Annotated in this window: 9 protein-coding genes; 3 read left to right on the top strand and 6 right to left on the bottom strand. The window is 32.5% G+C overall.

Annotation, left to right across the window (positions count from 1 at the left end; translation table 11 throughout):
• Nucleotides 1-3: 3 nt before the first annotated feature.
• Together QJ521_RS02510 and QJ521_RS02505 are read right to left on the bottom strand one after the other, a co-directional pair.
• Nucleotides 4-1,491, bottom strand: a complete 1,488-nt coding sequence (locus QJ521_RS02510; protein ID WP_282838841.1) for a hypothetical protein — start codon at nucleotides 1,489-1,491, stop codon at nucleotides 4-6.
• Nucleotides 1,491-2,144: a YesL family protein gene (locus tag QJ521_RS02505; RefSeq protein WP_282838840.1), complete on the bottom strand. Its 654-nt coding sequence runs from the start codon at nucleotides 2,142-2,144 to the stop codon at nucleotides 1,491-1,493. Before QJ521_RS02505 ends, QJ521_RS02510 begins: the two co-directional genes overlap by 1 nt.
• Before the next feature lie 232 nt (nucleotides 2,145-2,376).
• On the opposite strand from QJ521_RS02505, the gene QJ521_RS02500 reads away from it, so the two are divergent.
• A complete protein-coding gene (locus QJ521_RS02500; RefSeq protein WP_282838839.1) occupies nucleotides 2,377-3,696 on the top strand; it encodes a glycoside hydrolase family 125 protein in 1,320 nt (439 codons plus the stop codon).
• A gap of 76 nt (nucleotides 3,697-3,772) precedes the next feature.
• Here the strand turns inward: QJ521_RS02500 and QJ521_RS02495 are convergent, their stop codons facing one another.
• The 3 genes from QJ521_RS02495 to QJ521_RS02485 all read right to left on the bottom strand — a co-directional run bounded on the left by QJ521_RS02495 (nucleotide 3,773) and on the right by QJ521_RS02485 (nucleotide 10,933).
• On the bottom strand, nucleotides 3,773-7,651 hold the full coding sequence (locus QJ521_RS02495) for an endo-beta-N-acetylglucosaminidase (protein ID WP_282838838.1): 3,879 nt from the start codon (nucleotides 7,649-7,651) through the stop codon (nucleotides 3,773-3,775).
• 90 nt (nucleotides 7,652-7,741) lie between these two features.
• Nucleotides 7,742-10,024 carry a coiled-coil domain-containing protein gene (locus tag QJ521_RS02490; RefSeq protein WP_282838837.1) on the bottom strand — a complete coding sequence of 761 codons (2,283 nt, stop codon included), beginning with the start codon at nucleotides 10,022-10,024 and terminating at the stop codon, nucleotides 7,742-7,744.
• Nucleotides 10,025-10,225: 201 nt separating this feature from the next.
• Nucleotides 10,226-10,933 (bottom strand): GntR family transcriptional regulator, encoded by a 708-nt coding sequence (locus QJ521_RS02485; protein WP_282838836.1) that lies wholly within the window; start codon nucleotides 10,931-10,933, stop codon nucleotides 10,226-10,228.
• 204 nt (nucleotides 10,934-11,137) lie between these two features.
• Between QJ521_RS02485 and nagA the strand changes: the two genes are divergently transcribed.
• The gene (gene nagA, locus QJ521_RS02480; protein WP_282838835.1) at nucleotides 11,138-12,292 is read left to right on the top strand and encodes an N-acetylglucosamine-6-phosphate deacetylase; all 1,155 of its coding nucleotides are present in this window, start codon (nucleotides 11,138-11,140) and stop codon (nucleotides 12,290-12,292) included.
• Nucleotides 12,276-13,028, top strand: a complete 753-nt coding sequence (nagB, locus tag QJ521_RS02475) for a glucosamine-6-phosphate deaminase (protein ID WP_282838834.1) — start codon at nucleotides 12,276-12,278, stop codon at nucleotides 13,026-13,028. The genes nagA and nagB overlap by 17 nt, the downstream gene beginning before the upstream one ends.
• A 31-nt stretch (nucleotides 13,029-13,059) precedes the next feature.
• Here the strand turns inward: nagB and QJ521_RS02470 are convergent, their stop codons facing one another.
• Complete coding sequence (locus QJ521_RS02470) at nucleotides 13,060-15,492, bottom strand: glycoside hydrolase family 38 N-terminal domain-containing protein (RefSeq protein WP_282838833.1); 2,433 nt, start codon at nucleotides 15,490-15,492, stop codon at nucleotides 13,060-13,062.
• Nucleotides 15,493-15,565 lie beyond the last annotated feature (73 nt).

The raw sequence follows: 15,565 nt of genomic DNA, 5'->3' as shown, positions 1-15,565 counted from the left end.
TCCTTACATCATAGGTAGATCATTATTAATTAATAAAATGGTTGTGTCAAGTGGGGTTCTGTTATAGTAGCTTTCCAATGCTTGATCCAATGAATCATAGACTTCTATATGAATCAAACGCTTTGAATTTTTTATGCCTTCTATGATATAAGGCGTTGACTTTGCATTCAAAATAGATACATGATCTATGATTTGTCCAATGAGCTTGCCATAGTTTCGATTTAAATCTATATAATCGACTAAATTTTCATGTGCACCCGATGTGATTAAACACTTTTTATAAGGCATATGTTCAATGAGTTCTAGGTTGTTTATCATTTTTTGATAACTTGATGGTGTACGATCATCATATACGATATAGTTTTCTTGTATAGATATACTCATACGTCCTCGACTTATCTTAATTTTATCGAGATTATATTCTATATTCAGCTGGTGCGCAAAAGCTACTGCTAAACATAGGTTATACATATTATAATCGTCAATGAAAGGTACTAGTGTCTCATCAATCAAATTCGATTGACTAAATAATCGAATCATTGAGTTTTCTATGTTCTTTTCAATAAATTTAGCATGATATGTTGCATGCTCATTTTTTCCATAAGATACGATATTTGGTATTGAAAAATTATTAAAAACCATTTGTTGTTCATAAGGTACAAAAATCAATCGACAAGATAGTAACCGTTCCAATGTCATCCATATAGATGTCTCTAAACTTGTATAAAGAAAATACTGATAAGTAAGATGACTGGTTAGCCGGCAAACATCATATTCTAATGTATGCGGAACTTCAATAATTTGGTAATGTTGAGTCATCAAATTGAAATCATATAAAAAATCATATAAAGTCAAATAATCATTTTTATTGACAGAAACATCAACACTTTGAGACAGTAATTGTTCAAGTAAAAATTTAGTCGATGATTTCCCATATGAACCAAAAATAAAAATATATAGTATATCTTTATCTGCTTTTTCAAGAAACTTCTTTTCTTGATTCATGGTCATTGCTTTTTGAATCCATAAGTAAATAGGATGTTTTATCATCAATAAGATTGGTAATCCTAACAAATGGATAAATCCAACAAAATATAATGCATATATATTATAAAAATGGAGCATGATGATGAGTAGAGTCATATAAAATATAATATCTACAATATGAAACCTGAGAATTAAGTTTGATTTTTGAGTTTTAACATGGGATTCATCAATTGCAAAAAACATAAGGATAAGGATTAACGAAATCATTGTTAATAAAAAACCAATGACATTATTATAATAAATATAGAGTCCATAAGTGAACAATGAAAAAACCATTGTGGCAAGTTTTATTAGTATCCAATAGTACTTTTTTGCTTGTACGTATTTTTTTATCTGGTATTTATTCAATGCATAAATGCTCACTTGGACATGTTGTTGCTTAGTATTAACTAAAAGAAATACAAGTGCAATTGCTACATGGAACAACCAATCGACAAAAGGCATTATTGTTCCTCCATTTCATCATTGATACCATACATTTTTATTTTCATTTTCTTTATTACAACATCCACCATTAAGATATAGGCACCAACGATAATAAACGAAAAAATTTGCGGCATGATGTAGGTGAGTGCGAGTAATATAGCATGGACCATAATCATCAGCGATAAATATTTTGAAAATCCCCAAACAACCGTAAACGAATATTTGATTGATTCTTTCCATGAAGCGTCAAAATCATATTTTATTCTATAGATGGTCATAAATGCAACCCATACATAGATAAATAAAACTATGTTAGTTATCAATCCAAGAGAACGATAAAATGACTGTTCGAAATTAAGATAAAAATATGAAAAATTAAATCCAATTGCAACAAGCACCACTGCGAACCCATAAAAAACAAGATTTGAACTTATAAAATGTTTTTTAAAATATTGAAGCATCGTTCGAAACATTGGTGGGTGATCTTTGTTTTGCCAATCTTTAGCGATTAAATGACAGGCACATAGTGATGGACCTATCCCAAAAATAAATAAACCTATCACAGAAAATACTACAAAAAAAAGATTGAGCAAAAGCATTTTTCCAATGAAGTCAAAAACAAGATATATTTTTGAGTATTTCTGATCAAGTGGTTCCTTTTGGACTGGCAATATTCTCACATCTTTTCTATAAAACATTATACCTTACTAAAGTAAGTAAGTAAATAGAATTCACTGAAATAGATGTAAATACAAGTTAGATACAAGTAATATTTAGATTTATGATATAGTACCTAATTATAATTTTGATGGCTTAATTGAGTAAATATCAATGTTATCTTTACTTCTCATCTAGACTCATATATAATAAAAGATGTATAGATACAGATTAGGGAGGATGTTTATGTATCAGTCTATTGATTCATTTATTCAATATTTTAAAAAAATTTATAAAGAAGATGAAAAAGTGATTAAACTGTTTGAAAATGGTATTAAAAACACACTTGAAACAACTCTAAAAAAACAGCCAGATCAAACGACATTTGTTATCACTGGAGACATTCCAGCAATGTGGTTGAGAGACTCATCTGCTCAAGTTCGGCCACTTCTGCATTTGGCAAACCAAGATCCCGATATTAAGGATTTGATCAAAGGTGTTATACAGTTACACAAAACTCAGATCTTAGACAATCCTTATGCAAATGCATTTAACTTAACACCGAATAGTTTTGGTCATCATGATGATCAAACCTTATTAACACCACTAACTTTTGAAGCTAAATTTGAAATAGATTCATTGTGTTATCCGATACAGCTTGCCTATTTATACTATCAGACAACCAACGATCAATCAATCTTTGATGATCAGTTTTCGAAAGTTGCATTAAAAATATACGAGGTTTTTAAGATCGAACAAAATCATGAAGAGCTGTCTGATTATCGCTTTATTAGAACTAATCAAGAAATTTTACAAGATCCATCAAGAGTTAAGTATGAAACATTACCTAGAAATGGATTAGGCACTCCAGTTCATCCAACAGGCTTAATTTGGAGTGGTTTTCGTCCCAGTGATGATGCATGCCAGTATGGTTATTTAATTCCATCAAATATGTTTGCTGTTGTAATCTTGAAGTATTTAGCAGAGATTTTTGAATGCATCTATATAGATAAAATCAATGCAAATAAGTTTCTAAGCTTATCAAAAGAAATTGCTGTTGCAATAGAAAAACATGGGATCGTCAATCACCCGCTATATGGAAATATCTATGCTTATGAGGTAGACGGGTTAGGAAACTATCTACTCATGGATGATGCCAATGTACCTAGTCTTTTATCTGCGCCTTATCTAGGATATCTAAAAACCGCAAATCCTGTTTATCAAAATACAAGAAAATTTATTTTATCAACCTCAAATCCTTTTTACTATCAAGGTAAAGTTGCTCAAGGTGTTGGAAGTCCACATACACCAAGACATCATATATGGCACATATCATTAGCGATTCAAGGATTAACATCGATTTCAAATATTGAAAAACTGCAAATATTAGCATTCTTTAAGTCAACAGATGCAGATACAAACTTAATGCATGAAGGGTTTCATGTGGATAATCCTTTTGAATACAGTAGGCCTTGGTTTAGTTGGGCGAATTCTATGTTTGCTGAGTTTCTCATGTCGCTTAATGGCATCTATATCAAGGGTTCTCCTTTAGAATCAGATAATTAAAATAAAGTCTAACATAGAAAAAAAGATAATGACCAATTGGTGATTATCTTTTTTCATCTATATGAGGAAAAAGCTGTTAGATTCGTCCAAATACTTCTAATTCTTGAATTCTTGAATGGTTATCTATTTGAGAACCTGCAGTTACAATAATTCTTACATAACGCGCTTGTATTGGTGTAAATGCATGAGATGTAGTTCCAGCTTCGTTATCTGTAACTTTAGCAACCATTGTCCAATTTTCAGCATCAGTACTTAAGTAAACTTCATATCCTCTAGTATTCCAAATTAATGTATTTCTATAGGCGGGATCATTATCTGCATGATATAAAATAACTTCTGAGATGTAATATTGCCCTCTTAAGTCAACGACAATAAATTTATTACCGGTTGTCGTCGCATCTGTTTCACACCACTTCGTTGCTAAATCACCATCAATCATATATCGAGGATGTTCATCAGGTCTTGTTGGATTAAATCCACTATATGAATGAATTCTTGCATTTCCAGTTAAGTTACTAACATTAGCAGCGATATCAGAAACGGTTACTGCATAATCTACTTGGTATGAATTAGCTCCTAAGATGTTGAAGGTGTTGAGCTTAACGTTATAAACACCTTGGTTTTCATATTTAATTTCAACAACAGGTGTAGTTTCATCACCAGATACAAAAGTTGCTCCAGGAAGTTCCCATAAAATAGATTCTGTTATTTGTGATACGTTTGCTGTTAAGGTAAAGACTTCATTTGACTTAACAACAGTTTTACTTGCTGTGATATCAATGCGTCCACCAGCAATCGCTTCAGGCCATGTAAATGTTAAGGAAGCTGAACCAACTTCTTGATTATTTCTATCGTATGCTTTAATGACTAGATTGGATTCAACATCGTAATCATCCATAGAAGATCCATCATTTTTAACCAATCTCTCAATATTTTTTGCGTATAGGTAATTATGATAACTTGAACCAAGATATTGTAAATGACCTAAAGAATTTTCATGATAAACACGATATAAGATATTGTCATCTAAATCTTCAACAACTAAATGAGCCCAAGTTAATCTCATATCTGCACGCTTAGCGTATTGAAAGCCACTTTCTACAATTGTAAAACCATTGATATCTTCTTCATATTCCATTTGTAAACTAGTTCTAGTGACATTTAACTCACCAAAGTTAACTTTATAATCAATTTCTATATTAGAAGATACACTAAATCCAATTGAAGTAATAACGCCATCAGCAAACGCTGACAAGTCTAGTGATTCATATAACCAAACGTCGGATTGTGTAGGATTTAGCGGTACATCAACTGTTGAAACATACCATTCATCATCTTGTTCAAATGTTAGTTTTATAGAAACATCAGCTGATATGTCATTAACCTTGTATCTTACATCAATTGACGTATCTTCAAAGACATCCAAATATGTTTTATAAACTTTATAATCTGATTTGTTTTGATCATTTAATTCCCCATGGATTACTAATGAACTACCACCGAGATAAGCATCTTCATAATCAAATTCAATTGTTAATGGTTCACCTGTTCCTGTGACATCAGTTACCCATCTAAAGTGTGGTTGGATATCTTGCAAAGATAAATTGTTCCAGCCATTAATATAATTAGATATCTGATGGCCATCACGATAGTATTGCTTACCATTACCTGTGTTAAAACTTGTATAGAATCCTTCACCTATAACGGTTGTTCTTTCAACAATGAAGCTAGCAACACCATACCAACCATTTGGATTATTAACTAAATCAACCTGAGCATTTCTTGGATCCCCATCGAATCCAACCCAAAAATCAGATGCTCTTTGTAAATAATTCTCATAGATATATCCACCGGATTGACCATCTCTATTAAACGTCCAGTCTGTACGATAAAATCCTATAGAAGTATGTGGGATTAAGGTTTCTGGATCAAAGAAACGATTCCATTGCCAAGGGGTTTGAGTACCACTTGACATGACATATCCATATTGTTGTGTATCAAATCCTGTATAGAGTTCATAAGGGCTTCGACCCAATGAAATGGCTTTAGCCGCTGATTCAATAATTCTTGTTGATGAACCACCATAACGACCATCCCATCTAAAATCAATAAATAGGGAATCCGCAAGTACTTGATCACCATTTTGAAAATACATTTCATTGTTAGCATTTAATGCACCTTGCCACGAAATTCGACCATTTACATTCAATGAGTCATAATTTTGAATTATCATTTCAGGATAATGTATATCTGCTTGTTCTTGAATGTAGATTAAAAAGTCTCTAAAATTTGCAGCCAACTCTAAATCAGTTGATGTTGGATTCGTTTCTAAATTAATAAACCATCCATCAAACTGAAAGTATTTAGCCATTTCAATCATTTTATCTGCAATAGGAAAACTTCCATCCTCATTCTTTTGCATCATTTTATATGTATTACCTATGGTTCCACCAAAAGCTGTCGGTGCCATAAAGATATTACCCAATATAGGTACACCATTTTTATGTGCTGCATTGACAATATCTCTTGAAGGTATAACAAAACTTGCGATTTGTCCACCCCAAGCAACAGCTACATCTACATATTGCCAATAGTCAACTGTATAATTATGATAACCTTGATATGTTGCAACACCTGCAGAATTTACAGGGGTAAACACATCTAAAATTGCAACTCCAGGTTCTGGTGATTTTGCATTAGGATTGATTCCTTGACCAGTCATTCGAGGTTGCAATGGAATTGTTCCTACACCAGTATATGGGTCATCTAATGAAGGTTCCCATGTGAATACATCATCAATCATTAAATAAAGTAATCCAGGTTCTTCAGCAAAACTAGTTTCCACATCAGTAGCCCATACAACATTAGTTGGTAAAACTGTTAAGTCTCTAGATGCATAAAGATCAATATCTCCACCAATACCAGATTGAGCAATCAAATTTTGTGTGTTCCCATCCATATCAGTCACTGAATATTGAATACGGTAGAAACCTGGGATACTCATATCTGTAACAATTTCGTCATCTTGATTAATAATTTGGAATGTTACATCTTCTGATAAATCCAATCCAATACCATCTGTAGCAGAAATACCATCTAAAAAGCCATAATTTTCAGCTTGACTTAAGGTTAATGCTGCGCCAGCTGATGATGTTGTAATTGTTGGTTTGATGTCTATAGGCAATACAGAAAACACGATATTGCTACTCGTTCTTGCATTACTATAATTGTCATATGCAACAAATTGAATGTTATAATCTCCGGTTGTTAAAAAATCAATCTCACCTTCAATACTCATAATTGAAGTAACATCATTACCTTCAAAGTCTATTGCTTTTATATCGAATTCAGTTGTTATATTGCCTGTAAAACCACGTAATACACTTAATTCATTAGAACTCGGTATATTAACAAAAACTGGTTTACATGAATCAAATGGGCTATCAATAATACATAAATCTTTATTGATTTCAGTTCCATCGTTATGTGCAACAAGTCCATCTAAACTGTTTTTTGCTGCAAGATTTAAATCGTTAACAGCAGATAAAGTATAAACATCCAGAATTTGTGTTTTGTAATTACTGATTATATTCAAAAAGTAGTCCTTGACTTCGTCACTATATCCAGACATGTTTACATAATCATCTAATTCTGCTAAGGCATTATTTTGTGCGGTAGCAGCATTTAAGATTGCAGTTAAAGCTGCAATTGCATTTGTTTGAACTGCCTCAACATCTTCAACAGATTCAGCTGCGTTAATCTGATCTATATATTTTTGTAATTCGGTATTAAAATAACTCTTCATGTTCTGAGAGAAATCTGCATCATCAACGTGATTTTCAATCACTTCAATTGCTTCGAGTTGCGCATTCTCTAAAATTTCAGCTTGGTTTACGCATGCTGTAATCAATAATATAAGTGTTATGGTAACTAGAAACAATAACATCTTCTTCATTTTTTCATCATTCTCCTTTTTTATTTTGAAAAGAAAGATGGGAAGCCATATTGAGTGACTCCCCATCTTGTCATATCAAATAATGATTAATTACTCTGCTTTAAAGATTTGGATTTCTGAAAGTCTTACTGTGTAGCAGCAAGCCCAGAATTTTTGGTCAGAGTCAGTGATACGAATTCTTAATTGAGTTGTTTCAACGTCATCAAAGCTAGCAATATGATAAGATAAAGCATTGTTTGGAACGTTTGTAATTGAATAAACCATAGTCCATTCTTCTTCAACAGCATCCCATACATATAACTCATATCCTCTAATCTTGTCATTACCAGTTACACCACTGTCAACAAGAACGCTATTGATTGTTTCAGCTTGAGCGAATTCAATATCTATAATAACGTAATCATTCCAACCACTTGATCTTGCTTCAACTTCGATAGCAAACAATTCAGTTCTGTCACCATCAACGATTTTATGAATGTTATCTTGATTAGAACGACGTTCTCCTGGAGGACCATATGTCCAAGTATCCCAGTATTCATCTTCATCGTCTAATAACATACCTTCTAACCAGTCAATATCTGCAACAGTAAATCCAACAACTTCTAAGTCATCCCAATGAATCATATTTGTCTTTAATGTGAATTCATAGTTTAATGTTGTTTCAATAAATACTGGATTTTCTTCAGTTCCTGTTTCGTAATCGAATACTTTAATCAATGCAGTAACAGTAATGGTTGTTTCTTCAAATGGTGCAGATATTTGAACACCACCAGCAGCTGTGAATGCAGTTAATTCAGTATTGTTTGAAGTCCAAACAACATCTAAATATTCAATATTTTCGTTAGTTGCATCCCATTTTCTACCAACAGGAAGTACGAAACTTTGGTCTTGAGTAGAAACATATTCTTCAGGAATAACTCTATCGAATAAACCAACGATTAAATCCATAATTTCTTGTGCATCTAGTTCGACGATATCTGTACCATCACCAATATATTGTGCACGGTTTAAGTTTTCACCGAACATGCTTTCATAATCAGCATAGAATACTGGAATAGAAACAAATGCTCCGTCTAGTGAATCAAATAATGTAATTTGATCTTCAGTTAATCCATAAAATTCCATTCTTCTATCATTAAACTCTACAAAGTAGATATCAGTGTCATATAATGGATCACCATCAGTTGCACCTGGTAAGAATCTTTCTTCAACTGACTTGAATAATTGTCCAGTTACTAAATACTCATAACCTTTCGCAGTGTTTCCAGCTTCAGCTAAGGATGTAAATTCATGAGCAAACATTGCAGTTTGTGTAATGTGTGTTTCATTACCTTTACTTAGTACATGAGCAGTTGTTACATTATCAACGAAATATACGTTGTTCATCGTTGGGGAGAAGAATCTACCAGTACCATTTCTTGTATTACGTCCAATAATGTATACTTCATCACCAATTTCTAATTCAGGAGTATTTTCTTGAATTAAAACTCTCTTGAAAGCATTTGGTAAAGCAACTTCTTCATCGTCTTGATTAATAGTTGTTCTTCCATCAACATCTACGATTAAGTAGAATTCATTATCATTTGCATCTGTATATGTGCCATATACAACACCAATCATTGAATGCACTCTATTATTAGTTGTTATAAGTGCGCTTTGAACATTCGCATATGAATCATAACCACTCAGTGGCAAAACAACATCAAAGCTTTTTTCAAACACAAATTGTCCAGAAGTGAATGTTGCTGTTAATACTAGATTCTGTTGGGTAGTTCTATGAGGAAGGATAACAGCACCAAATGCATTTCTAGCAACCATTTCTTCTTCAATTTCTTCTTCAACTAAGACTTCACGGAAGACAAATCTTGAACTTTGTGATGACCAAGTAATATCATAACTTGCTCCTCTTTCTGATTCATTTGGTAATTCAACGAAATATGAATCTAATGGAGTAGCTAATGCTTCAACATCGAATGCTTCAAATTCAATATACATTGTTACTAACTCAGTAAGTTGAGCAATTGCAAGATCTGCATCGTTAATCTTTCCATTCGCTTCAAGTAAATCAGCGACTAGAGCTTGAATTTCAACTTCTAATGCAGCAAGATCAGTATTGATTTGACTGATTGCATCATTTGTATCATCAAGATCTCCGGATAATTCATCGATAGCATCATTTGCTTGATCGACAGAAGCACGTAATTCAGCAATTAAGCTTCTCAATTCATCGATATCTACACCTAATGATTCTTCTAAGGCTTCAATACCGTCTTTCAGGTCCGTTATTTCAGTTAAGATTTCATCACTGTTACCACATGATGCTAATCCCATACTGAAAAGCAGTAATAAGACTACAAAAAACAGCTTTTTCATATCTTTCTCCTTATAAATAGATTTTTTGATTTATCCACTGATTGTATAGGTAATGTATATACAACTTGTGTAACCGCTTTTATTCTACCATCATTTTTTTTTGATGTCAACATTAATTTTGTATACAGTTTAAATAGATTGAAAATAGACATGGCATAAACTTGTGTAGACAAGAAAAAAAGCCAACCAAGTTGACTTATATTATCTAAATGCATGTTGGATAAATCTATATTGATCAGCACGATAATATGAGGATACATATTCGAATGGATGACCATTATCTAGAAATGTATTTAAAGTGATATGCAAAACTGCATAATCAAGTGCTATACCTAAGTAATTTGATACCGTTTGATTTGCATTCACAGCTTCGATTGATTGGATAGAAAAGTTGATGCTTAATTTTAACTCTTTTTCTATATAGTTGTATAGTGAATTTTTGACTATTGATTCAGTTAAATCTTTAAAAATTCTTTTAGGTAAATATAAAGTTTCATATAATACAGGAACACCATCAGCCGAACGTATTCTTTCAATTCGATAAACTTCTTCACCGCTACCTAAAAATAGTTTAGCTGCTACTTCTTCTGTTGCTTTCATAACTTGAAATGAAGCGATTTTATTCGTAACCATGCGATTCATTAACTGCATCTCTTCTGTAAAGCTCAACAATCCTTGAATGCGCTTTTCCATTTTCGTATGATTTACAAATGTTCCTTTACCTTTGTGACGATAAAGATATCCATCGTTAACCAAGTTATTCAAAGCTTGTCTAACAGTCATTCGTGATACTCCATAAGTTTCCTTCAAATCATTTTCACTTGGTATTTTTGTACCATGTTTAAGTTCAGATTTTTTGATTTTCTCTTTTATTTCATTTTCAATTAATTGGTAAGAAGGAATGCGCATATATAAAACCTCTTTCTTGTGTGGATTCAATTGATTAAATTGATTGGTATTTCTCTAGATTAATCATACACTATTTTTATTAAATTAACAAGGTCATTCCGAGTTTTGAGTCAACTAGTCAGTGATGTCTATATTTTAATAAATCTATAAAAAAAGACTTGTCTATATAAGTTGAATGGAGTATAATAGATTTGAGGTGATACCATGAGCATAGGCATAAAGGACGCTAAAATACTTACACCGAGCGGATTTATCCATGGGAATATCGAAATTAAGGATGGTAAAATTGACATGATTGGGGAAGGTGAATGTCAAAGTTGTCTATCCTTTCCAACATCAGTTTACATTCTTCCAGGTTTTATAGATGAACATATACATGGAGCAATGAACGCAGACAGCATGGATAACAGTTTTGAGACTTTAAACATTATTGCTAAGGCTTTAGCAAAGGAAGGAACAACGTCTTTTCTTCCCACAACAATGACACAAAAAATGGATTTATTGAAAGAAGTTTTATCAACTATTTCTTCATATATGGAAACACATGATCAACCTTTTTCGGAAATTTTAGGTGTTCATTTAGAAGGTCCATTCATTAATAAAAAATCTATTGGTGCTCAATGCGAAGATTATGTCATTCCACCTAGTATAAGTCATTTTAAAGAGTTAGAAAAAGCTGCTCATGGAAAAATCAAAAAGGTAACATTAGCACCTGAAATTAAGGGTGGATATGAATTGATTCAGTATTTATCTAAGCAAGGTATTATTGCATCTTTAGGGCATAGTGAAGCGACATATGATGAGGTTTTGGAAGCCGTAGCCTCTGGAGCAAATTCTATTACTCATTGCTACAACGCAATGTCGCCATTACATCATCGAGATATTGGACTCGTTGGTGCAGCGTTATTGCATGATAATTTGTATACAGAATTGATTGCTGATGGTGTCCATGTTAGTGACCCAGCTCTAAAGCTATTGTATAAAAATACGAAAAATACGGAGCGTTTAACATTAATAACAGATTCAATGCGTGCCAAGGGATTGACAGATGGTATTTACGACTTAGGTGGTCAAAAAGTTCATGTTCATAATCAAACTGCAAGGTTAAGAAATGGAGTTCTTGCTGGAGGAGTATTAAGTATGCTAGATGCTGTGAAACATGTTATCAAAGTCTTTGATATTTCTTTGGAGGAAGCTGTGAAATTAGCATCGAAAAATCCTGCTAAAAAACTAGGAATATATGACCGAAAGGGTTCAATTGAAGTTGGTAAAGACGCAGATCTTGTTATTTTAGATACCAATTTTGATCTACAAATGACAATTTGTAGAGGTAAAATAGCATATGAAAAAAATCGGTAATTTTAATATTTTTATAGACAAGTCATTTGATAGTGTATGTGAATTAGCAGCACAAGAAATTCTCGATTTTATAAAGAAAAAGCCCAATGCAGTGATAGGTTTAGCAACAGGTAATACGCCTAAAGGTCTATACAAGTCGTTAGTTAAGAAGGCAAAAGAGCAAAATGTTTCATTTAAACAAGTTACAACGTTTAACTTGGATGAGTATGTTGGCTTGGATGAAAAATCATCAGATTCTTATAATGTTTATATGCAAAAACATTTATTTCAGCACTTAGATTTTGATGAAAACAGGATACATCTACCATCGTTATCAAAAGATATTGAGCAAAATATTGATGACTATCAGAAGTTGCTTTCAGAACATAAAATTGATATACAAATTCTAGGTATCGGATCAAATGGACACATAGGATTTAATGAACCAGGAACAAAGTTCGATTCAAAAGTACATTTAGCAGACTTAACTGAATCTACCATTTATGATAATCAGATCTATTTTAAAGATACAAATAATATCCCAAAACAGGCAATTACAATGGGAATTGACGATATTATGAAAGCTGGAAAAATTTTACTGCTTGCAAGTGGAAGCAATAAAAGAAAAACCATCAAAACATTAATTGATGGTCAAATAACAGAATCATTTCCAGCATCTATTTTGAAGAAACATCCGCTTGTTTATATTTATCTAGATCATCATGCAGCACTAGATATTTCCACCCTCCAGTTTTAATAAAAAAGGCTTTTCTCCCCAGGAGCCTTTTTTATTTATTTAAGGACTGGAAAATAATGGATTGTCTTTCTAGATTTTTCAAATTTTCGAGTAACTGTTTTTTATCAGAAGTTGGTTGATCTAGAAAAATGGAATAATCGAATTTATAAAAACCACCTAAATTTGTAGCGAAGTTGGTTTCCCAATAATTGTTCATCACCCAAATGTATTGCTTATCTACATTTGGTTGTTTTTTATCGTGATAAACGATTAATCCAGGTTCTAAACTACCTAAATGAAGTAAAGGTGTATCTTTTAGATTGACTAGAATTGACCGCTTCTCCGAAGATAAAGCATATCCTATTTGTGTTGTATAAAAAAGAGCACATGAATATGGAAGTTGATCAACTCTAGGTCTAATTATAGATCCAACTTTATCGATATATAGGGTCTCATTTGAATTTTGTGTAGTTAACGGCATTGCTAGATATATACTTTCTGGTTCCCAAACAGTATCTTTTTGCATGATTAAAGAGACATCGAGTCTTGGTTGGTTATGATATGCAGTAAGTTCAACAATTGTAAAAGTTGATCCCTTCATTTGATATTTTAAATGCACTCTAGCAACTAAAGGACCTTTATCGTAAACTTTGACGTTGATTAGTCGCCCATAATCTCTTAATGTAGAGAAGATTTTTCTATTTCTTCCATAATCTCCGCGAATTGAGCGCATCTCCGGAACACGCATTTTATATTGATACTCAACTTCACTTTTCTCATAAATCGGTGTAAATAAACCTGTTTCAGAATCTTTCCTAATGAGGTTTTCCTTAATTTTTTTATCAAAAAATGTATGGATACCTAATGCTTTACTCCATGCTAACTTCATATAAGGTGTTTCGATATAAAATGAAGTTGCGAATACTTGAGTGTCAACATATGGAGAAATAAAGTCATAATCTGTATCATTTGTTATGAGAGGATCAAGTGGAACTAATCGCTTTCTTTTCATGACGGGTTCAATCTTCAAAACCAATCTTTCGTAAGGCTTAAGTACAATAGTTGTACGAATTTCTCTACGTGCATTTTCATCAATTCTAATCTCTTGATGGTCTAAGACAGTATCCGTTTTTGTATTTCTTATTTGATAACCATCTTTGATGATAAACTCATCCCACCAGTTAATATAAAACTTAATCATCTCTATTCTTTCATTTGGATAGGGGTTGATGACTTCATAATGTAATGGTCTACCTGTTGATTTTAATATTTCGCCATGTGATTCTGTAAAATCATCGAGCAATATATCTGCTAGCTCGTTCGCCTTTGCTGCAAACATTTCTTTACGGCTTTGAAGTTTTTTTGTCATTTTGTTCCAGGGTTCAGATACTGAAGTAAAGTAACCCCACGTGTGTTCAGCAAACATGATGAGCTGATATTCTAAGGTATCTATTTTTGATTGATCGAAAGAAACACCATTTTTCTGCAATAATATGATTTTACGATAATTTCTCAAAGCCTCTTTATAATCAACAACACTTTGGGGGGTTGACATGTAACCATCACTCCACCAATCATTCCAATCACCTTTATAAGTAGGGATTTCGATAGGTAATGATTTTACGTAATCAAAAAAATCATGTATACCAATCATTTCAACTTGATAGTCTTTTTCATAAACTTGATTAAATGCTGAAACTACTTCCATTACATGAGCATTAGGTGGTGCATTATCCACAAAAAGACCTAATGACATCAAGGGTAGGAAATCAAAGGTATATCCTTGCGCATGCATCGAATCCATGTAATCATCTAGATAGTTTTTAATGCGTTCTAGTTGCTCTGTTTTAACGATTGCTTGAGTTTCAATATCTTGATTTATAACTTCACCCATGACTTTCGCATGAATATCAGCTGCATTCCCTTCGGCATAGTGATCTCCATGCCAAACAAGCAGTTTTTCTCCACTTTCATTTTCCCAATAAAAGGGCATATGTATCTTATTAAATGGAACGAGACCATGATGATTATGTACGCAAGTATAAAAATGCTTAACACCAGCTTCTAACATAGCGTCCAAATAACCATAACTCCATCCATTGACATCCATTGAGATTGCGCTATCTATACGAATTTGATGTTTTTCACCGAACTGTTGAGCTTTTTTTAAGTATTTTTTTAGAATATCAATATCAACGAGATCACTTAAATTTAAGTAATTAGAGGTTAATTGGATGTGACCTCTATTGATTGCTTCAAGTAAACGCTGTTTCCACTGGTTATCTGTAGACTCCAGGAAGCGCTCAATAATCCAAAAAGACTCATTGTTCCAAACAAATCCTTTAAACTTTTCAAATCCCTGGTCTATTTTTTCAGAGATTCGAATTGCTTGTTTAATATAGTCAATATGGAATTTAGTAATCTTCTCTTGGCGATCAGTATACCCAATATCTGTATGTGTTTGTTGCATTAGAAATATTTTCATATATGCTCCTCTATTAATTTAGCTTGTCTATACACATCTATTTTAAACTAGGATGTTCAAGATTACAATGACA

It is taken from the genome of Peloplasma aerotolerans (assembly GCF_030012175.1).
Classification (GTDB): domain Bacteria; phylum Bacillota_I; class Bacilli_A; order Acholeplasmatales; family Acholeplasmataceae; genus Peloplasma; species Peloplasma aerotolerans.
This window is presented reverse-complemented; position numbering and strand designations above follow the sequence as displayed.